The sequence below is a fragment of the Caballeronia sp. GAFFF1 genome, assembly GCF_023630705.1.
Lineage (GTDB): Bacteria > Pseudomonadota > Gammaproteobacteria > Burkholderiales > Burkholderiaceae > Caballeronia.
The window spans coordinates 101,674-120,621 of the sequence record NZ_JALQEM010000032.1; the positions used below are offsets into that span (position 1 = coordinate 101,674).

The window sequence follows — 18,948 nt, forward strand, 5'->3', positions numbered from 1 at the left end:
AAAAGGAAACGGGCGCTCATGCGCCCGTTTCTGTCTTAATGCGCCGCCTCGGCGGTTTCTTCGCGGCCGATGTCATCGGTCGATGCTTTCGGCGCTTCCACCGTACGTTGATCGCGCCGGTAGGCTTCGAACAGTTCGTCCGCATAGCGAATCTGCGTGCGGCCGTGCGGCGCCGGTTCGCCCTGTTCGTTCAGGTTGACGAACACCATCTTCTCGACCGTCAGAATGCTCTTGCGCGTGATCTTGTTGCGCACTTCCGCGCGCAGCGTGATCGACGTGCGTCCGAAATGCGTCGCGGTAATGCCCAGCTCGATGATGTCGCCCTGCCGCGCTGAACTGACGAAATTGATCTCCGACATGAACTTGGTCACGACGCGCTGGTTGCCCAGCTGCGAGATGGCGTAAATGGCGGCTTCTTCGTCGATCCAGCGCAGCAGGCTGCCGCCGAACAACGTGCCGTTAGGATTGAGGTCTTCGGGCTTGACCCATTTGCGGGTGTGAAAGTTCATGGTGCGCTTCCTCTTACGTTCCTGCGATGACCGCGTACTTTACGCAGCCAGTCTAGGGTTTTCCCTGATTATAACCAAGCTGAGGGTTAACCCGCAGAAAGCAAGACCGCGCGAACGGGACTAGTCGAAGGAAAGCGCCCGCGCCTTCTCCATCGCATGGCGCGCGTGGACGAGCGTCGCGCGGGCGGCGCGCGCATCGCCTGCCAGCCGCAGCAGCGCGCCGATCTGCGACGGCTGACGCGCGAGTTCACGCAGAATCGGACCGATAGCGGTGGTGCCGTCATCGCGCAAGCCGGCGGTCGCGGCGGGCGGGAGCGTGCGCCACGCCGGATCGACCACCGCGCGACACACCGCGAACGGCAAGCCGCGCGCCGTCGCGATAGCGCCCGCGATATGCGACTCCATGTCGACGGCGAGCGCGCCCGTCGACGAATGCAGCGACCGCTTGTCGGACTCGCTCGTGACCGGGGCGGCGACGGCCGCCATCGGACCGGAGCGCGTGATCCGCGCGAGCGGCGAGCCGCCGAAAGCCTCGACGATGCGCGCGGACCACGCGGCGTCGGTCGGCAAGGTGCCGAACGGGCCCGACACGCTTTCCGCGACGATCAGCGTTCCCGGCTCCAGATCCGGCGCGAGGCCGCCCGCCGTGCCGAAGCTGATAATGCCCGAGCAGCCGCGCGCCACGGCATCGGACAACGCGCGTTCGAGCCAGTCGGCGCGCGCGGCGAACACGGCATCCACGCCGCGCCCGCGCGCGATCTTCGCCTCGAAGGCCATGCCCGTCACCGCGACGACGGGCGCACCAACCAAAGGACGCGAAAGCGCGGCGGAACGGGCGTTCACATGCCCGCCGTCACGCGCGTTTCGCCTTCGCGCGTCAGGTTGCGGTAACGCGCGAGCGCCCACAACGGGAAGAACCTGCGATAGCCGTGATAGCGCAGATAGAACACGCGCGGAAAGCCCGTCGCGGTGAAGCGCGTTTCGTCCCAGAGGCCGTGCGCCTGCTGCGTCCGGATCAGATACTCGATGCCTCGCGCGACCGCCGGATGTTCGACGAGCCCCGCCGCCATCAGCCCGAGCAGCGCCCACGCCGTTTGCGACGCCGTGCTCGGCGCCTGTTCGTAGCCGCGATAGTCGAGTTTGTAGCTCTCGCCGTCCTCGCCCCAGCCGCCGTCCGGGTTCTGAATGCCGATGAGCCATTCCGCGCCGCGCTTCATGCGCGAGTCCGAAGGCGCGACGCCCGCCGCGTTGAGCGCGCAAAGCGCCGACCAGGTGCCGTACACGTAGTTCATGCCCCAACGCCCGTACCAGCTTCCGTCGCGCTCCTGATGCTTCACGATGTAGTCGAACGCGCGGCGCGCCGGCTCGCTGTTCGCGGGCGTTTCGCCGAGTTGCGCGAGCATCGAAAGACAGCGGGCGGACACGTCGACGGTCGGCGGATCGAGCAGCGCGCCGTGGTCCGAGAACGGAATGTTGTTCAGGTAATACTGCGTGTTTTCCGGTTCGAACGCGCCCCAGCCGCCGTCGCTGCTCTGCATGCCGACGACCCATTCGCGCGCGCGGGAAATCGCCTCGTCGAACATGGGGGTGCCGTTCTCGCGGCCCGCGCGTTCCATCGCCATCGCGACGACGGCGGTGTCATCGACATCCGGATAGTGCGGGTTCGCGAACTGGAACGCCCAGCCGCCCGGCCGCACGTTCGGACGGCGCGAGATCCAGTCGCCGCGCACGTCGAGAATCTGCAACGGGCGCAGCCATTCCAGCCCGCGCGCAACGGCGGCGCGCGCCTTCGGCATGCCGGTTTCGAGCAACGCGTGCGCGGCGAGCGACGTGTCCCAAACCGGCGACAGACACGGCTGGCAGTACGCCTCGCCGTCGTCCGCTTCGTCGACGACCAGCAGCTTGTCGACCGACTTGCGCGCGATCGCGCGGTTCGGATGCTCGGGCGGATAGCCGAGCACGTCGTACATCATCACTGCGTTCGCCATGGCCGGGAAAATCGCGCCGAGGCCGTCCTCGCCGTTCAGCCGCTCGTCGACGAAGCGCACCGCCTCGGCGATCGCGCGCTCGCGCCCGGCTTTCGGGAATGCGCTGTCGGTTGCGCGCAGCACCGTATCGACCATGCGGAAGAAGGTGAACCAGCCGCGGCTCTGATGCCCCGCGCGCTCCGGCATGCCGGTATTGACCGGCGCGTCGGTGAACACTTCGTCGATGCGCACGCCGCGCGGATTGCGCGCCACCGGCCGCTTCGCGTTCAGGACGAGCAGCGGCACGATCACCGTGCGCGCCCAGTACGAGACCTTGGACAGGTGGAACGGAAACCACATCGGCAGCCGCATGATTTCGACGGGCATCATCGGCACCGCGCGCCACGACACCACGCCGAAAAGCGCCAGCAGAATGCGTGTGAAGACGTTCACCTTTTCCGCGCCGCCCGCCGCGAGAATGGCGCGGCGCGCGCGCTGCATGTGCTCGGCATCGGGCGAATCGCCGATCATCTTCAGCGCGAAGTACGCCTTGACGGTCGCGGAGACGTCCATCGCGCCGTCCGTGAAAAGCGGCCAGCCGCCGTCTTCGCGCTGGATGCGGCGCAGGTAGCGGCCGATCTTCGCTTCCAGCTTGTCGTCAGCCGTCTCGCCGAGGTAATGCACGAGCAGCACGTATTCAGCGGGAATCGTTGCGTCGGCTTCGAGTTCGTAGAGCCAGTAGCCTTCGGTGAACTGCGCCGCGAGCAGCGCGTCGGTGGCGTGGGTGACGGCGTGGTCCAGCGCGGCATTCGACGCCGGCGCGCCCACGGCCGACAGAGATAAATCGTTCATCAGCGTTCCATCGATGGGTTCAACAGCGCATCCGCGGCCTTCTGGCCGGAGCGGATCGCGCCTTCGATCGTCGCGGGGAGGTCCGTTGCCGTCCAGTCGCCCGCGAGCGTGAGATTGGGCCAGCGCGTGCGCGTCGCGGCCCGCAAGCCTTCCTGCGAAGGCACCGCCGCGAAGGTCGCGCGTTCTTCCGCGATGACCTGCCACGGCGGCATCGGCACAGGCGGCAGGCGCACGGCTTTCGCCACGTCGCGCCAGACAGCCGCCGCGATCTCCTCGTGCGGCGTCGATAGCAGCCGATCCGCGCTGACGATGGTCGCCGTGAGCCGGCCATCGCCTGCACAGAGCCAGTCCGCCGCGCCGTTGACGAAGAACGTCAGCCGCTCCGCGCCGATCGAACCGATCGGCGCATCCACCGCGAAGTGCACGGTGACGATCGCGCGGAATTCGTCCGGCGCGACGATCTCCGGCACGAGCGCGCGCGCCGCGTCGGGCGGCACGGCGAGCACCACGCCATCGCCCGGCCCGAGCGCGACAGGCTCGCCCGCGCCCTCGAAAGCGAGCGAGCTTACCCGTTCCTTCGAATCCGTGCCCGAAAAGCCGATGTTGGCCGCCCGCGCGCCGAGCCGGATGTCCGCGCCGCCGTACTGCAAGAGCCGCAGCGCGGGCTCGACGAACGCATGCGCCACGCCGTTCTTCGCGATGAGCGGCCGGCACGCCTGACCGCCCGCCGCCAGCGTTTCGCGCAGCAGATGCGACGCGACCGTCGCGCTCGCTTCCGCCGGGTCCGCGTTCAGCAGCGTGCGCAACAGCGGCCGCGCGAGCCGATCCCACACGCGGCCGCGCGCGCGCATCGACTCCTCGACGGTGCGCCCCGGCTTGCCGAAAAAGAGCGGCAGCATGGGCAGATAGTCGGCGGGCTGCGTGCCCGGCAGACGCGCCTCGGCGTCGAAGATCCAGCGCGGCAAGCGTCCCGGCGTCATGCGGATGGTCCACGCCTGCCCGCTCGCGGCATCGAAAAAAGGAAAGTCGGGCTGCGTCGGGCCGCTGATGCCGTCTGCGGAGCCGATCGCGCGAAGAAAGCCGAGCGTGGCGTGATCGCTCGAGAGCAGCAGATGACAGCCGTTATCGACCGTCATGCCGAGTTTCGCGTCGAAGTACGAGCGGCTTCGGCCCCCGGCGCGAGCCGCCGATTCGTGGAGGACGACGCGCGCTCCGCGCCGCTGCGCCTGCACCGCGGCGGCGAGACCGGCGAGGCCGGCCCCGACGACGTGTACGAGCCGGGACATCAGAGAAGATTGCGCGCGACGATCCAGAGCAGGCGCGCACGCGGCGTGCGCACGCGCGTGCGCGGCAGGTCGAAGCCGCGTTTCAGGTTCGCCTCGAGCACCGCGCGATACGCCGCCGACATGATGCGCGGCGCGCGCACTTCGTGGCGCGGCGATGCCGCCATGATCGCGTCGGACTGCGCGTAGTGGCCTTTCGCGCGCTCGGCGAGCACCGCGCACACGCGCGGCAGACGCGCGTCGCCGACGATCGCCGCCGGATTGCTCGTCGCGATGCCTTCCCGCGCAAGCAGCTCGCGCGGCAGATAGACGCGACCGATCGCAGCGTCTTCGTCGATATCGCGCAGGATGTTGGTGAGTTGCAGCGCGCGCCCGAGATGATGCGCGAGCCGCCGGCCGGCGTCTTCCTGCATCCCGAAGATTCTCACCGACAGCCGCCCGACCGCGCTCGCGACGCGGTCGCAATACAGGTCGAGCGTGGCTTCGTCGGGCGCGACGATGTCGCCGGCGGCGTCCATCGCCATGCCGTCGATCACGGCGTGAAAGTCGTCGCGGGAAAGATGGAAAGCGTGGATGTGGCGGGTGAGCGCCTCGAGGGAGCGCTTCGGCGCGCCGCGATAGCAGGCGTCGATGTCCTCGCGCCAGCCTTCCAGCGCGAGCGCGCGTTCGCGGCGCGGCAACGCGCCTTCGTCGGCGATATCGTCCACCGCGCGGCAGAAGGCGTAGATCTGGTACATCGCGTCCCGCTGCGCAGCCGGGAGGATGCGCATGGCGAGATAGAACGAACTGCCCGACGAAGCCTTCGCGGCCTCGGTGGTGGATTCGTCGGCGATGAAGTTGGAAACGGCCAAGACGGACTCCGCTGTGGCGCCCCCAAGGGCAAATTAAGAGATCGGGCGCCGGTTCCGACGATCCCATCGAGCGCGCGGAACGACGTGGCGCTGAAGAGGGAATGACCGAAGGAGACGGCCGGCGCGCGCCGGCTGCGAACTGCGCCGGAAGCGGCTAGGAGTATACCAATGATTCGGGCCGATTGCGCCTTGCGGCGGCGCGCGTGGCCGCTGTCAGGCGAAGCCGACCGAGCGGTTGCGCCCTTCGCGTTTCGCCACGTACAGCGCGGCGTCGGCTTCATTGATGAGCGCCTCGTAAGACGACGTCACCTCGCGCCGCGCGCACGCCACGCCGACGCTCGCCGTCACCGGCACGCGCGCGCCCTGCACGTCGATAGGCGTTTCGCAGATCGCGTGGCGCACTTTCTCCGCGACGATCATCGCATCGTCGAAGTTCGTGCACGGCAAAAGCAGCGCGAATTCCTCGCCGCCGAAGCGCCCGAACACGTCCTGCACGCGCACGGTCTCAGCAACGCGCTCGGCCATCACGCGCAGCACGGTGTCGCCGACCAGATGGCCGAACTCGTCGTTGATGCGCTTGAAGTGGTCCAGATCGAACAGCAGCATCGACAAATCGCCGCCGTAGCGTTGCCAGCGCGAGAATTCGTCGCGAATGCGCAGTTCGAAATAACGCCGGTTCGCGATGCCGGTCAGGCCGTCGCGGTCGGCGAACTCCTGCAGCTTGGCCACGGCTTCGTCGCGGGCGCGCTGCATCATGCTCGGGTGAGTGGCATCGGAAATGGTCACGCAGACGGCGCGCACTTCGCGCTCGTGCGTGAGCGGCATGAACGTGCAGTCCTGCTGCATGAAGTCGACGCCGCCGGTAATCGGCCGGTCGTGATCGAACTTGAAGAGATACGGCCGCTGTTCCCACGAACTGAACGCGAAGCTGCCGAGCTGGAACACGCTTTCGACCTTGCGCGTGAGCCACACGCGCGGCAGTTCCGGAAAGCTCGCGAAAATGGACTTGCCCGTCACCTGCTCGGCCGTCTTGCCGCTGTGGTCCGCCATGAAGCGGTTCCACATGAGCACGTTCAAATCGCGGTCGAGCACGAAAATGCCGAAGCCGACGCGCTCGATCACCAGTTCGCTCAGCACATGCCGCAGTTCTTCCATATCGGCGCGGCGTCAGAAGCTGGAAAGCAGCGCGTCGAGCGCCTCGTTCAGATGCGCAATGGCGTCTTCGGCCATCAGCATCACCAGATGCGCGCGGAAGCTGTGGTCCTCCAGCGCGAAGTTGACTTCGAGCAGGAGCGCCGTTTTCCACGCGAGCATCGCGGGCTGGAAGACTTCTTCGAGCGCGAGTTCCGCGCCGAGCATGCCGGGCGGCGAGAAGATCGGCGCGCGGCCGAGTCGGTCCAGAATGCACGACACGCACGCGCCGATGAGCACCGTCGCCACGTCGAAGACGAGTTCCGTGCGCGTAGTCGCTTCGTAGGTGGACTTGGTGTACGGATCGTCGACGAGCGCGCATAGGTCATCGACGCTGCCGCTCTTGCACAGCACGATCGCCTCGCCCTTGATGTCGGAGCGAAAGCCCTGGCGCACGGCGGTCACGGCGTCGGTGATGCCGGTCATCTCGCGCAGCGCGGCGGAGGCTTCGGACACGTTCACCACGCGCACGCGCGGCACCGACAGTTCGATGAACGTGCCGAGCAGCTTCGACAGGCGCGTGGCGGCCTGGCCCATCGCCATGTTGGCGACTTCCTGCAGCGCGTCGCGCTGGTCTTCGTTGAGGGCGGGTTCAACCATGGAGACCGTACTCCTTCAAAACGGGACGCAGCGCTTCCGGCGTCACGGGCTTCGGCAGGAACGCAATGGCTCCGAGCGCGCGCACGCGTTCCTGCGCGAGGGGTTGCACGTCGGCGGAAACGACGATCACGAACGTGTTCAGGTCTTCGTGCTGAAGCGCGTCGAGGACCTGATAGCCGGTCATGTCCGGCATGGTCAGATCGAGAAACATGACGGATGCGCGGCCCGCGCGATACAACTCGAGCGCCTCGCGTCCGTTCGTCGCGTAGGAAATGTCGACGTCCCAGTCCGCGGGCAGTGCGCGCGTCAACACCTTGCGCGCGAGCAGGGAATCATCGGCAATGACAATCGGCAAAGGCATGGTCGGTCGAATCGGTGAACGTTCGTGGCTGACGGGAAGCACGGCCTACACGGCATGCTCTCGTATGCGTTTACGGCGCGACTGCGGAGATCTTTAGGGAGACAGGCGGCGCGTTCGTCGCCGGCCGGTCATTGCGGGCGAAAGCGAATGCGAAAGCGCCCAAGCGGCGCGATTTTGCGGCGCGATGGAACGGCACGCGGCGAGCGCGCACCCGAGCGTCTGGTTCGGCGTCATGTTGCCTTGCCCCGTGCGTCGTCCGGTCGGCGAGCCGCGCCGGACGTTGGCCTTTTGTTCTATTGCCCGCCCGCGCGGCGCGCGTAAGCGAGCGATTTGTGTCCGACATCCGCTCTAGGGGCAGATTGACCGGAAGATTGCATTGTCGGCCTTGATGCGTGCAAAAGCAACTCGCCGCACAGCGACTAAGGGATCTTAATACTCGATCATCGGCCAATGCGAGAAATTTCTTTTCTGACTGCCGCCGCGCGAATTGTCCGCTGCTTCGGTGTACGTTTGCGCTACGGATATTTTCGCTAACTACGCCTCGCACGCGCGTGCGGAACCGGTGCGTCAATTCGCTCGGTCTGCGGCCGTGGCACATTTCCTGCATGCTCCGGACGATTCCACCGCGCGCGCCTCGCGCGCCGTTATCGAACGGTTGATCGCACCAACGGTCGAGTAAAGTTTTCCACTTCGCTGCCAAAATGACGCTGCAACGTGAGGAGCACGACGCCGAGCCTGCCGACGCAACGCGGCAGGAAGAACCGCCTTTTCCGGTCGTCCCCGAGCGCAACTTCGCCGCGCAGCGCATGACGCTCTACGCGCTGCTCGTCGCCGCCGTCGTGCTTCCGTGCGTGTACGTCGCCATCACTGCGATCTCCGATTATCACGCCCGAGTCGCGAGCGCGTCGGACGCGGTCGCCCGCAACGCGCGAATCGCGGAGGAGCATGCGCTCAAAGTCTTCGATCTCAACGTCACGCTGAACGAACGCATCGTCGATCTGCTCGACGACCTGGACGCGGACGCGATTCGCCGCGAAGACGGCGTCGTCCACGCGCGCCTGAGCCAGCTGATCGGCAATTACCGGCAGGTGTCGGCGGCGTCGGTGTTCGGTTCCGACGGCCGGTTGCTCGCCACGAGCCGCGTTTGGCCGACGCCCGACGTCACGGTAAGCACCCGGGAGGACTTCGCCGGCCTGCGCGCCGACAGCCGGCTCGCGCAGATTTCTCGCGTGATGCTAGGCAAAATCGCCGGCGAGCGCGTATTCAATACAGCCGTCGCACGCAAGACGCCCGACGGGCAATTCGCCGGCATGGTGTCGATCGCGCTGCGTCCGTCGTACTTCAACGACTTTTATCGCGAACTGCTCGGTGACAGCCCGACGGTGTCGATCGGTCTCACCCGCGCCGACGGCGAAGTGCTCGCGTGGTATCCCGAGCGGCCGCCCGAGCGCATGGCGCTCGCCGCGAGTTCGCCGCTGCGCGAGGCGTATCGCGCCGGCACGCACGACGGCGTGATGAGGATGGTGTCGGGGCTCGACAACGAGTTGAAGATCGTCGCGTTTCGCCGGGTCGGCGATTATCCGCTCTATGTGTCGAGCGGCTTTCCCGTCGACACGATCTGGACGCAGTGGTACCGCCATCTGAGCGTGCTGGCGCTGTCGATCCTCGCGCCGTGCGTCGTGCTGTGGGGCGTGATCGGGCAGTCGCTGCGGCGGCTCGCCAAGGAGGAAGAAGCATGGGAACGCTGGCAGGCCGAAGCGTCGATGCGCCGCTCGATCGAATCCGCGTACCGGCAGGCGCGCAAGATGGAGGCGCTCGGCAATCTCGTCGGCAGCGTCGCGCACGACTTCAACAACTTGCTGATGATCGTCTCCACGAACGTGCAGATTGCGCGGCGGCGCGGCCCCATCGGGCTCGACCGCGAACTGACGGCGATGGAGCGCGCGTTGAAGAACGGCCAGTCGCTTACGCGGCAGTTGCTCGGCGTCGCGCGCAAGCAGCCGTTGCGCAGCGAGGTCATCGCCATCGGCAAATGGGTGACGGCGGAGCGCGAACTGCTGCGCGCGTCGCTCGGCGCGAAGGTGGCGCTGCACTCGGAGGTCGCGGCGGACGTGTGGACGATCCGCGTCGATCCGGCCGAACTGGAACTGGCGCTCATCAACGTGGCCGTGAACGCGCGCGACGCGATGCCCAACGGCGGCACGTTCACCGTGCGCGCCGACAACGTGCGCTTTCGGCATGAGGACGGCTTTCCGCTCATCGGCGAATTCGTGCAGATTTCACTGGAAGACACGGGCGTTGGCATGAGCGCGGACGTGCTCGCCCGCGCGTTCGAGCCGCTTTTCACGACCAAGCCGAAAGGCATGGGCACCGGGCTCGGCCTGCCGCAGGTCTTCGCGTTCTGCGAGCGCGCGGGCGGGATCGCGACCATCGACAGCGCCATCGGCGCGGGCACGTCGGTGCGTCTCTATCTGCCACAGGCCGCGGCGACGGACGCGCCTCACGCGGAACCGGAGCAGGCGGCCGCGACGGCGCAGGAGGCGGACGGCTTGCGTGTGCTGCTCGTCGAAGACAACGAGGAAGTCGCCGCCGGCACGGAGGCGCTGCTCACGATGATGGGTCATCGCGTGACGTACGTGTTCAACGCCGATACCGCGATGACGCTGCTCGAAGCGGCTCGGGAGAACATGGCGGCATCGGGCTTCCCGTTCGATGCCGTGCTCTCGGACATCCACATGCCGGGGCAGCTCAACGGCATCGATCTCGCTGAACGCATGCAGCGGTTCGAGCCGCGCATTCCGGTCATTCTCGTCACCGGCTATGCGGAAGAACTCGACCGCGCGCGCCAGGTGGATGCGCGCGTGCTCGCCAAGCCCTTCGACATCGCGCTGCTGGATACGCTGCTACGCGGCATTCGCGAGGAACAGGCAGCGCGTTCGGTCGACCGCTGACGCACCCCGGCATGACTGTTGCGTGAGCCAACCGCATGTGCGGCAACCAAGCGTTGCCGATCCGCGAAATCCGCTCAACGAGAGGAGACGACCATGCGACACACCGTCATCGGAGTATTCGATACCTACGCCCAGGCCGAGGATGCGCGCTCGGCGCTCGTTACGGCGGGCTTCGCGCGCGGCGATATCGAGCTCCAGGCGAACCCGAAGCGGGACGATGCCGCGCAGCCGTCGACCCTGACCGACGCCGAGACGCACGCGCAGCCGGGCGTGCTCGCCAACATCGAGCGGTTCTTCAGCATGCTCTTCGGCGGACGCGATCAGCCGCCGGAAGTCGCGCATTATTCGGAAGCGGTGCGCCGGGGCGCGGTGCTCGTCGCCGTCGATACGCCGAGCGAGGCGCAAGCCGATATCGCACGCACGACGCTGACCGACTGCGGCGCGATCGACATCGACGAACGCGCGGCGAGCTGGTCGACGCTTTCGCACGGCGCGGCCGCGACGCCGCCCACGACCGCCGATGACCGCGATCACTCGATTCTCGACGAACTCGGCCTCGGTCGCGGCAGCGGCGTTCCGGGCCGCGATCCTGTCAATCCGCCGCGTGCGGACGTGCCGCGCGCGCGCGCTTATCCGCGCTCGGACGCGCCGGTTGCCGATCCGGTCGCGCCGCCGGTCATCGATCCGCTTGCCGGTCCGCTCGGCGATCCGCTGCTCGATCCGATCGGCGAGCCGCGCACGCCGGCGGGCGGCGGAATCGGCAGCGAGACCGGCGCGGAAGCTTTCACGCGCACCGATCCCGCGACCCTGACCTCGCGCGACTACGTGACCGACCCCGCCGACGACCCGCTGATGCCGGCGACGCGCCCGCAGCGCGGCACGCCGGAGCCGTCGACGACGCAATATGAACAGGTCGAAACGAAGCCGGCGGCGGGTGTGTCGCAAGGACAGGCGCAAGGACAGGCGCAGACCGATCCGCTGACCGGCGTGCACGTCGATCCGAACACGGACTGGCGCTCCATCGACACGATCGAGCCATTGAGCACGCTGGACGAGCCCGCCAAGCCGCAGCAGTTGAACATGCAGAATCAGGTGCAATCGCAGTCGATGCCCGCGATGGGCGCGGCGGGCGATCCGATCGGCACGTCGGCGGCGTCGCAGGCCGCGGTTCCGCTCGGTCCGCGCACCGTGCCAAACGAGTACATGGAGTACGAAGAGGACTTCCGCGCCGACTACGCGACGAAGTACGCGACGACCGGCGAGCCGTACGAGGACTATGAAAGCGCGTATCGCTACGGCGCGACACTCGGCAACGACGAGCGGTTCCGCAACCGCGCGTGGGACGACCAGATGGAGTATGAAATGCGGCGGGACTGGGAGAGCCGCCATCCCGAAGGCGATACGTGGGACCGCTTCAAGGCGGCGATCCGTCACGGCTGGGACCGCGTGACGGGGCAACCTCACGTGTGACCGGCGAGCCCCGCTTCAATGACCACGGCCCGCTCGCGCGGGCCGTTGTTGTTTGCGAGACGCCTCAGGCGGCGAAATCGCGCACCCACGCGACGTATTTGTCCATGAAAGTCTGCAAGAACTTGCGCGTGTCCTCGCTGACGATATTCCCGTTCGCGTCGATGCGGTTCTCGTCGTGCTTGATGTACATCTCTGGCTGACCCATCAGCGCGACGTCGAGGTACGCGCACACGCTCCGCAGATGCGCTTGCGCGAGCGCCGTGCCGATTGCGCCGACCGATGTGCCGATGACCGCGCCCGGCTTGCCGCCCCACGCGCTCTGTCCCCACGGCCGCGAGCCCCAGTCGAGCGCGTTTTTAAGCACGCCGGGAATCGAGCGGTTGTACTCGGGCGTGACGAAAAGCAACGCGTCGGCTTCCGAAATCTTCTGCTTGAGCGTGCGCGCGGCTTCCGGGAAGTCGCTGTCGTATTCCTGGCTGTAGAGCGGCAAGCTGCCGATGTCGAGATGCTCGAACGTGAAATCGCTCGGCGCGAGCGATCCGAGCGCGTGGGCGAGCTGCCGGTTGAACGAATCCTTGCGCAGGCTCCCCACGACCACCGCGATCTTGTACGCCATGATATTTCCCCCGTCGAAAGGATGAGATTGAACCACCGATACGCCATCTGTAACCGACGCGAGAGCAATCATAGGCCTATCGTCAGGCGATCGTCACCGGAATGCTGCGATAGGCAACTGCCTCAGTTCTTGTAACCAATGCGCAGTCCAGCTCGCGCCGCATGAACGCTCGGTTTGCGGCGAGCTATCCCCACGTTTATCCACAGAAACTGTGGATAAGTCCGGGTCCACGGCCGGCGCCCCTCAATTTTCGATTCACGAACGAAACAAAACGCAGCGCCGGGCTGGTTTCAGTGAGATGTAAACGGCGCTTATTGACCGAAGAAGACGTTGCATTGCGCGGCCGAGCCCTGACACGTCGACGGCTGGGAATCGGCCGCGTGCGCAGCGCCGGCTGCTGCAAAAAGAGCGATGGATGCGGCGAGAATGGAAAGAGTGCGCTTCATGGGATGCTCCGCTGAGTTCGTTGACCGACCGGTCGGACCGGTTGAGCCGAACTTTATCGGCGCGGCGGCGGCGGAAAAAGCGGCTTCGGCCGAAGTGGTTTTTGCTGCGATTGCAATAATCGTCGCGCGCTTACGGCGCGGTCACAACATGACCGCGAGACAGAGCGTGACCGTGACGAGCGACAGCACGGTCGAAAAGAGGATCGTGCTCGACGTCACGCTGCCCTCGCGGCGGTAGAACTCGGCGAGCATGAACGGACCGGTGCCCGTCGGCAGCGCGCTGAGAATCACGGCGGTTTTGGCCCACAGCGGCGGCAGCGCGAACACGTGAACCGCGAGCCACCACGTCAGAAGCGGCTGCGCCACGAGCTTGAGCGCGACGAGTGCGCTCGTCGTCCGGACATTGCGCGCTTCGCCCTTTGCGCCGAGAAAGAGACCGAGCGCGACGAGCGCGCACGGACTCGCCGCGCCGCCGAGCAGCCTGATGAGCGCTTCCGCGCCTTCAGGCACCGCCACGCCACTGCCGCTCATCAACGCGCCCGCGACCGGCGCGATCAGAAGCGGATTCTTGCCGAGCGACTTCGCCACGCGCCACAGCGTCGCGCCGATACCGCTTCCCGCTTGCAAGCCGAGTTCGATCAGCACGATCGCAATGCCGAAGAGCACGCACACGGTCATGATCGTCGCGATGACGGCGGGCGCGAGGCTCGGCTTCCCGAAGGCCAGCAGGCAGAGCGGCAAGCCCACGAAGCCTGTGTTCGGATAGGCGGCGTTCAGCCCGTCGATGCTGGCATCCGCGAGCGGACGCCCTTGCATCAGCCGCACGCCGAGCGTCAGCGCGAACACGACCGCCGATCCGATGCCGAATACCGCGATGAACGCCGGTTGATCGAGCGTCTTCAATGGCGTTTTCGCCATGATGTCGAAGAGCAGCGCCGGGAGCGCGAGATAAACGACGAAGCGGTTCAATTCGGACGCCGCCGTGGGCCCGAGCTTGTTGAGCTTGCGGCAGGCATAGCCCGCGGCAATCAGGCCGAAGACGGGCAAGATGATGGTGACGAGCGGACCGACCAGCGACGAGAGAAACGCAACGGGCGAAGAAACCGGCGATGACATGAAAGAGCGTTGGCGCGCGAGCCGAATCGAGAGTGCCGAGAGCATACCCGCAGATCGACAGGTGAGACGTTTCGGGAGCTGATGGACGGTGAGGACCGCTGCGCCAAGGAGTCTCACTTTATGGTCGGACGCAGCCGTGACAAAGCCTTCACTCATTCACGCAACTCGTTGATTGCAGACAGAACGCGGGTTTCGCGGATTCGCTGCTCTACGCGCGACGCGCTCGCCGGATGTTCGCTGTCACGGGGTCGCTGCGCTTTGAGGTGAGACGTTTCGGGAGCCGGCGGGCGCGGCGCAGCGCGTCATTAGCTTGGGAAAAAAAGCCAATCATCGCAACAGTCTGCGGGTAAGCCGTCGTGCTCAGCACCGCGCTGCAACGGCGAGAGGTGAGACTTTCCGGGACCGCTCGCGTCGGAACGGTCATTGCTACCCGATGGATCTCCAACGGACTCTCAAGCCAATGAAATCACGACGACCTTGGGCGTATGGCGCCGCGGCGCTGATAGCAGTAGCAGGCATCGGCGCGCTCGCGGCTTATGGGCTGAAAGGCGCGAAGCGCAGTGGCAACGAGCACGTGCCGGAGCCGTCGAAGGCCGTGGACCTCGACCGCTATCTCGGCCACTGGTTTGAATTCGCCCGCTACGAAAACCGCTTCGAGCGCAATTGCGAAGCCGTCACCGCCAACTACGCGCGGCGCGAGGACGGTCTGATTTCGGTCATCAACGCCTGCCGAAAAGACAGCCTGACCGGGCGATACCGGTCGGCGGAAGGACGCGCGAAGGTCGTGCCGGGTTCGAACGGAACGAAGCTCAAAGTCTCGTTCTTCGGGCCGTTCTATGTCGGCGACTACTGGATTCTCGATCACGCCGACGACTATTCGTGGTCCATCGTCGGCGAGCCGACGGGCCGCTATTTGTGGCTCCTCACGCGCGAGGCCCGTCCGTCAGCCGAATTGCGCCGCGCGCTGCTTGTGCGCGCCGCCGCGCTCGGCTACGACACCACGATGCTGCGCGAAACGCAGCACGACTGAGCGCGGTCCGGCTCAGTTCGCCTTGCAGGCGAGCAGCAGCGAATTCTGGTTGTTGTCGCTCGACTGATCGAGCACGTCGTAGCCGGCGGGACACGCGACCTTCGCGTTATCGGTGCACAGACGCCAGCCGCCATATGCCGGACAGGTGACGAGTTGCGTCGGCCGGCCGTCGGCGGAAAAAAGCGGCGGCGCGCTGCTGCATCCGCCGAGCGCCCACGCGCTCGCAGCGAGCATGACGATATGGCCGATTGCCTTGCCGAGCTTCATCCCGCACCCCTTGTTTTCAGGTCGTTATTCTTGATTGCGTCGCTTCGCGAGTATGCCACGCGGAGCTTTCGCGTCGATTTACGGCGCGCGACGCGCTTTTCACACCTCGATGCCGAGTGCCGCGATCTTCTTGTACATCGTCGCCCGCCCGATGCCGATGCGTTGCGCTGCTTCCACCACGCGGCCGCCGCTCGCGCGCAATGCGTCGGCGAGAAAGCGGCGCTCGAAGTCGTTCATCGCCTGCGCGTACGGCACCGCCGCTTCCGCTTGCGCCTTTTCAGCGCGCGCGGGCAGCGCGGCCGGCTTCGAATCGATGAAAGGAGCGAGCGCGCGCGCATCGATATGCTCGCTGTCCGAGAGCATCAGCGCCCGTTCGAGCGTGTTGCGCAGCTCGCGCACGTTGCCGGGCCACGCGCACGCGGTCAGAAGACGCAGCGCGTCGTCGTGAAGCACGAACTGGCGAATGCGTCCCGTGCGCGCTTCGCCGGACAGGTCTTCGAGGATGGCGTACGCGAGTGCCTCGATGTCACCGAGCCGCTCGCGCAGAGGCGGCGCGTGGATCGTCAGCACGTTCAGCCGATAAAACAGGTCGGCGCGAAAGCGCCCCGCCGCGACGAGCGCGGGCAAATCCGCCGACGTCGCCGCGATGATTCGCACGTCCGCGCGCACGATACGGTTCGACCCGAGCGGCTCGAACTCCTTATCCTGCAACACGCGCAAGAGCTTGCCCTGCAGCGGCAGCGGCATGTCGCCGATTTCGTCGAGGAACAGCGTGCCGCCGTCCGCCAGTTCGAACTTGCCGACGCGCCCTTTGCGTTCCGCGCCCGTGTACGCGCCGGGCGCCGCGCCGAAGAATTCCACTTCGAGCAGCGTGTCCGGAATCGCCGCCACGTTGACGGTGACGAGCGGCTTGGCCGCCCGCGTCGATGCGCCGTGGATCGCGTGCGCGAGCAATTCCTTGCCTGTGCCGGTTTCGCCCAGCAGCAGCACGGGCGAATCGACGAGCGCGGCGCGGCGCGCCTGCCGCTTGACTTCGAGACTCGCCGGACTCGTGCCGACGAAGCTCGCGAACGTGTACTTGGCCCGCCGCGCCTGCGCGAGCGACTGCCGCGTCGCGATCAATTCCTGCTGCACGCGCGAGTAATGCGCGAAGAGCGGCGTGAGCGCCTTCATCTCGTCGAAGAGCGCGAAGCCGATCGCGCCGACGGTCGCGCCCTGATCGTCCTTCAGCGGCAGGCGCGTGACGACGAGCGGCTCGCGGTCCGTCTCGAGCACGTCGAGCAGAATCGGCTTTCCGGTCGCGACGACTTCGCGCATCAGGCTGTTCGGGATGACCGCTTCGCAGTCGAGACCGATGGCGTCGGTCGGATCGGAAAAGCCGAAGCGCGCCGCATAACGCTTGTTGATCCAGACGACGCGGGCGTCGGCATCGACGATGAAAGTGCCTTCGCTCAGGTTCTCGAACGTCTTGAAGAGCGACTCCATGGCGCGCCGCATGACGTCGCTGTAGTCGGCGGGTACGTTGATCCAGTCGTTGCGCATCGGCGCTTGTCTCCGGTGTTTTCTCTTGTTGGCGACAGCGTATCTCAGATCGGAGACAGCCGACAGCCTGATAGAGCCGAGGCGACAGGCGTATTGTTAGCTTGGCCGTCTCTTTTCGGAGACAATCGGGCGGCTTCCCGCAGGTCGCCCCGCCTTTGAGCGTGCGCCAGTGTGCGTTCACGACCATTGGCACGGAAGCTGCATGTTTGCCCGCCGCCGACGGCCCGCCGTAAGAAGCCGTGGACGAAGTTCAAAGAACAACCATTAATGGAGACTCAATGTCGTTCCTCATCGTGCTCGCCGCCCTGGCGTTCCTGATGCTGGCCGCTTATCGCGGTTACAGCGTCATCCTCTTCGCGCCGATCGCCGCGCTCGCAGCCGTCCTGCTCACCGATCCCGCCGCGGTCGCGCCGGTGTTCTCGGGCATCTTCATGGAGAAGATGGTCGGCTTCGTGAAGCTCTATTTCCCCGTGTTTCTGCTGGGTGCGGTATTCGGCAAGGTGATCGAGCTGTCCGGGTTTTCCGAGTCGATCGTCGCCGCCGCGATCCGCTATATCGGGAAGTCGCGGGTCAATGCGGTGATCGTCGCCGTGTGCGCGCTGCTCACCTATGGCGGCGTGTCGCTGTTCGTGGTCGTGTTCGCCGTGTATCCGTTCGCAGCGGAAATGTACCGGCAGAGCAATATCCCGAAGCGACTGATGCCCGGCGCCATCGCGCTCGGCGCGTTCTCTTTCACGATGGATTCGCTGCCCGGCACGCCGCAAATCCAGAACATCATCCCGACGACGTTCTTCAAGACGACCGGCTGGGCCGCGCCGTGGCTGGGGGTGATCGGCTCGGTGTTCATCATCGTCGTGGGGCTTTCGTTTCTGGAGTGGCGCCGGCGCTCGGCCATGGCCAAGGGCGAAGGCTACGGCACCTCGCTCGTGAACGAGCCGGAACGCGTCGAGTCCGCCAGTCTGCCGAATCCGCTGCTCGCGGTCGCGCCGCTCGTGCTCGTGGGTGTCGCGAACTTCGCGCTCACGCGCTGGATTCCGACGTGGTACGGCGCGAGCTATACCGTCGCGCCGAACGCGCTGCCCGGCGTGCACACGCCCGTGACCACGGCCATCAAGCCGGTCATCGCGATCTGGGCGGTCGAGGGCGCGTTGCTGCTCGGCATTCTGCTCGTGCTGGTGACGGCGTTTTCTCGCGTGAAGGAACGTTTCGCGCCGGGCACGCGCGCCGCCGTCGCGGGCGCGTTGCTCGCCGCGATGAACACGGCGTCGGAATACGGCTTCGGCGGCGTGATCGCGGCGCTGCCGGGCTTTCTGGTCGTCTCGGACGCGCTGAAGAGCATTCCGAATCCGCTCGTCAACGCCGCGATTTCAGTAAGTTCGCTCGCGGGCATCACCGGGTCCGCGTCGGGCGGCATGAGCATCGCGCTCGCCGCCATGTCGGATGTTTTCATCAAGGGCGCTGAAGCCGCGCATATTCCGCTGGAAGTCCTGCACCGCGTGGTCGCGATGGCGAGCGGCGGCATGGACACGCTGCCGCACAACGGAGCGGTCATCACGCTGCTCGCGGTCACCGGCCTCACGCACCGTGAGTCCTATCGCGACATTTTCGCCATCACGGTCATCAAGACGCTTGCGGTGTTCTTCGTCATCGGCGTGTACTACGCGACCCGTATCGTGTAATGGGTCGAATGGCCGCACGCTTTAACGCGGCGGCCATCCGCTATTTTTTGTCCGATTAAGACGAGCAGGTTTACCCTCATTACCGCCCGATAGTCGGTCATTTAGTATCTAATGCGCCAGTTATGCGCTCGATTAACTGATGCCTGATAAAATGACGAGACGACAGTGTCATCCAGCGTAAGCATTTGCTCACGCTTAATCTGGAACATCTCAATCG

16 protein-coding genes are annotated in these 18,948 nt (G+C 66.2%); 4 read left to right on the forward strand and 12 right to left on the reverse strand.

Annotated elements, in window-relative coordinates; genetic code table 11:
• Positions 1–35: 35 nt before the first annotated feature.
• The 8 genes from NCR37_RS18785 to NCR37_RS18820 all read right to left on the reverse strand — a co-directional run bounded on the left by NCR37_RS18785 (position 36) and on the right by NCR37_RS18820 (position 7,614).
• Positions 36–509 (reverse strand): acyl-CoA thioesterase, encoded by a 474-nt coding sequence (locus NCR37_RS18785; protein WP_250474350.1) that lies wholly within the window; start codon positions 507–509, stop codon positions 36–38.
• 120 nt (positions 510–629) lie between these two features.
• Positions 630–1,286 (reverse strand): phosphorylase, encoded by a 657-nt coding sequence (locus NCR37_RS18790; RefSeq protein ID WP_250474477.1) that lies wholly within the window; start codon positions 1,284–1,286, stop codon positions 630–632.
• 62 nt (positions 1,287–1,348) lie between these two features.
• Complete coding sequence (gene shc / locus NCR37_RS18795; protein ID WP_250474351.1) at positions 1,349–3,328, reverse strand: squalene--hopene cyclase; 1,980 nt, start codon at positions 3,326–3,328, stop codon at positions 1,349–1,351.
• A complete protein-coding gene (hpnE, locus tag NCR37_RS18800; protein ID WP_250474352.1) occupies positions 3,328–4,614 on the reverse strand; it encodes a hydroxysqualene dehydroxylase HpnE in 1,287 nt (428 codons plus the stop codon). Before hpnE ends, shc begins: the two co-directional genes overlap by 1 nt.
• Positions 4,614–5,462 carry a presqualene diphosphate synthase HpnD gene (gene hpnD / locus NCR37_RS18805; RefSeq protein WP_206468943.1) on the reverse strand — a complete coding sequence of 283 codons (849 nt, stop codon included), beginning with the start codon at positions 5,460–5,462 and terminating at the stop codon, positions 4,614–4,616. Before hpnD ends, hpnE begins: the two co-directional genes overlap by 1 nt.
• Before the next feature lie 213 nt (positions 5,463–5,675).
• A complete protein-coding gene (locus tag NCR37_RS18810; RefSeq protein WP_250474353.1) occupies positions 5,676–6,617 on the reverse strand; it encodes a GGDEF domain-containing protein in 942 nt (313 codons plus the stop codon).
• A 12-nt stretch (positions 6,618–6,629) separates the two neighbouring features.
• Complete coding sequence (locus tag NCR37_RS18815; protein ID WP_175940774.1) at positions 6,630–7,253, reverse strand: chemotaxis protein CheC; 624 nt, start codon at positions 7,251–7,253, stop codon at positions 6,630–6,632.
• Positions 7,246–7,614 carry a response regulator gene (locus tag NCR37_RS18820; RefSeq protein ID WP_175940775.1) on the reverse strand — a complete coding sequence of 123 codons (369 nt, stop codon included), beginning with the start codon at positions 7,612–7,614 and terminating at the stop codon, positions 7,246–7,248. Before NCR37_RS18820 ends, NCR37_RS18815 begins: the two co-directional genes overlap by 8 nt.
• A gap of 701 nt (positions 7,615–8,315) precedes the next feature.
• Here NCR37_RS18820 and NCR37_RS18825 point away from each other — a divergent pair.
• Positions 8,316–10,565, forward strand: coding sequence for a hybrid sensor histidine kinase/response regulator family protein (locus tag NCR37_RS18825; protein WP_250474354.1), 2,250 nt, complete (start codon positions 8,316–8,318; stop codon positions 10,563–10,565).
• Between the two features lie 93 nt (positions 10,566–10,658).
• Positions 10,659–12,035 carry a general stress protein gene (locus NCR37_RS18830; RefSeq protein ID WP_250474355.1) on the forward strand — a complete coding sequence of 459 codons (1,377 nt, stop codon included), beginning with the start codon at positions 10,659–10,661 and terminating at the stop codon, positions 12,033–12,035.
• 64 nt (positions 12,036–12,099) lie between these two features.
• On the opposite strand, the gene NCR37_RS18835 is transcribed toward NCR37_RS18830, so the two are convergent.
• Together NCR37_RS18835 and NCR37_RS18840 are read right to left on the reverse strand one after the other, a co-directional pair.
• Positions 12,100–12,651 (reverse strand): NADPH-dependent FMN reductase, encoded by a 552-nt coding sequence (locus NCR37_RS18835; RefSeq protein ID WP_250474356.1) that lies wholly within the window; start codon positions 12,649–12,651, stop codon positions 12,100–12,102.
• Positions 12,652–13,238: 587 nt separating this feature from the next.
• Entirely contained in the window at positions 13,239–14,213 is a 975-nt protein-coding gene (locus tag NCR37_RS18840; protein ID WP_250474357.1) for an AEC family transporter, read from the reverse strand.
• Positions 14,214–14,673: 460 nt separating this feature from the next.
• Between NCR37_RS18840 and NCR37_RS18845 the strand changes: the two genes are divergently transcribed.
• Positions 14,674–15,243 (forward strand): lipocalin family protein, encoded by a 570-nt coding sequence (locus NCR37_RS18845; protein WP_250474358.1) that lies wholly within the window; start codon positions 14,674–14,676, stop codon positions 15,241–15,243.
• A gap of 12 nt (positions 15,244–15,255) precedes the next feature.
• On the opposite strand, the gene NCR37_RS18850 is transcribed toward NCR37_RS18845, so the two are convergent.
• The gene (locus NCR37_RS18850; RefSeq protein ID WP_175940781.1) at positions 15,256–15,510 is read right to left on the reverse strand and encodes a hypothetical protein; all 255 of its coding nucleotides are present in this window, start codon (positions 15,508–15,510) and stop codon (positions 15,256–15,258) included.
• 99 nt (positions 15,511–15,609) lie between these two features.
• Positions 15,610–17,052: a sigma-54 interaction domain-containing protein gene (locus NCR37_RS18855; RefSeq protein ID WP_250474359.1), complete on the reverse strand. Its 1,443-nt coding sequence runs from the start codon at positions 17,050–17,052 to the stop codon at positions 15,610–15,612.
• Positions 17,053–17,330: 278 nt separating this feature from the next.
• Between NCR37_RS18855 and NCR37_RS18860 the strand changes: the two genes are divergently transcribed.
• Positions 17,331–18,731 (forward strand): GntP family permease, encoded by a 1,401-nt coding sequence (locus tag NCR37_RS18860; protein WP_250474360.1) that lies wholly within the window; start codon positions 17,331–17,333, stop codon positions 18,729–18,731.
• Positions 18,732–18,948: the final 217 nt, after the last annotated feature.

Bases quoted from the DNA above. Each gene is read 5' to 3' on its own strand.
- NCR37_RS18785 (WP_250474350.1), bottom strand. From the start codon at position 509: ATGAACTTTCACACCCGCAAATGGGTCAAGCCCGAAGACCTCAATCCT.
- NCR37_RS18790 (WP_250474477.1), bottom strand. From the start codon at position 1,286: ATGGCCTTCGAGGCGAAGATCGCGCGCGGGCGCGGCGTGGATGCCGTG.
- shc (WP_250474351.1), bottom strand. From the start codon at position 3,328: ATGAACGATTTATCTCTGTCGGCCGTGGGCGCGCCGGCGTCGAATGCC.
- hpnE (WP_250474352.1), bottom strand. From the start codon at position 4,614: ATGTCCCGGCTCGTACACGTCGTCGGGGCCGGCCTCGCCGGTCTCGCC.
- NCR37_RS18810 (WP_250474353.1), bottom strand. From the start codon at position 6,617: ATGGAAGAACTGCGGCATGTGCTGAGCGAACTGGTGATCGAGCGCGTC.
- NCR37_RS18815 (WP_175940774.1), bottom strand. From the start codon at position 7,253: ATGGTTGAACCCGCCCTCAACGAAGACCAGCGCGACGCGCTGCAGGAA.
- NCR37_RS18820 (WP_175940775.1), bottom strand. From the start codon at position 7,614: ATGCCTTTGCCGATTGTCATTGCCGATGATTCCCTGCTCGCGCGCAAG.
- NCR37_RS18825 (WP_250474354.1), top strand. From the start codon at position 8,316: ATGACGCTGCAACGTGAGGAGCACGACGCCGAGCCTGCCGACGCAACG.
- NCR37_RS18830 (WP_250474355.1), top strand. From the start codon at position 10,659: ATGCGACACACCGTCATCGGAGTATTCGATACCTACGCCCAGGCCGAG.
- NCR37_RS18835 (WP_250474356.1), bottom strand. From the start codon at position 12,651: ATGGCGTACAAGATCGCGGTGGTCGTGGGGAGCCTGCGCAAGGATTCG.
- NCR37_RS18840 (WP_250474357.1), bottom strand. From the start codon at position 14,213: ATGTCATCGCCGGTTTCTTCGCCCGTTGCGTTTCTCTCGTCGCTGGTC.
- NCR37_RS18845 (WP_250474358.1), top strand. From the start codon at position 14,674: ATGAAATCACGACGACCTTGGGCGTATGGCGCCGCGGCGCTGATAGCA.
- NCR37_RS18850 (WP_175940781.1), bottom strand. From the start codon at position 15,510: ATGAAGCTCGGCAAGGCAATCGGCCATATCGTCATGCTCGCTGCGAGC.
- NCR37_RS18855 (WP_250474359.1), bottom strand. From the start codon at position 17,052: ATGCGCAACGACTGGATCAACGTACCCGCCGACTACAGCGACGTCATG.
- NCR37_RS18860 (WP_250474360.1), top strand. From the start codon at position 17,331: ATGTCGTTCCTCATCGTGCTCGCCGCCCTGGCGTTCCTGATGCTGGCC.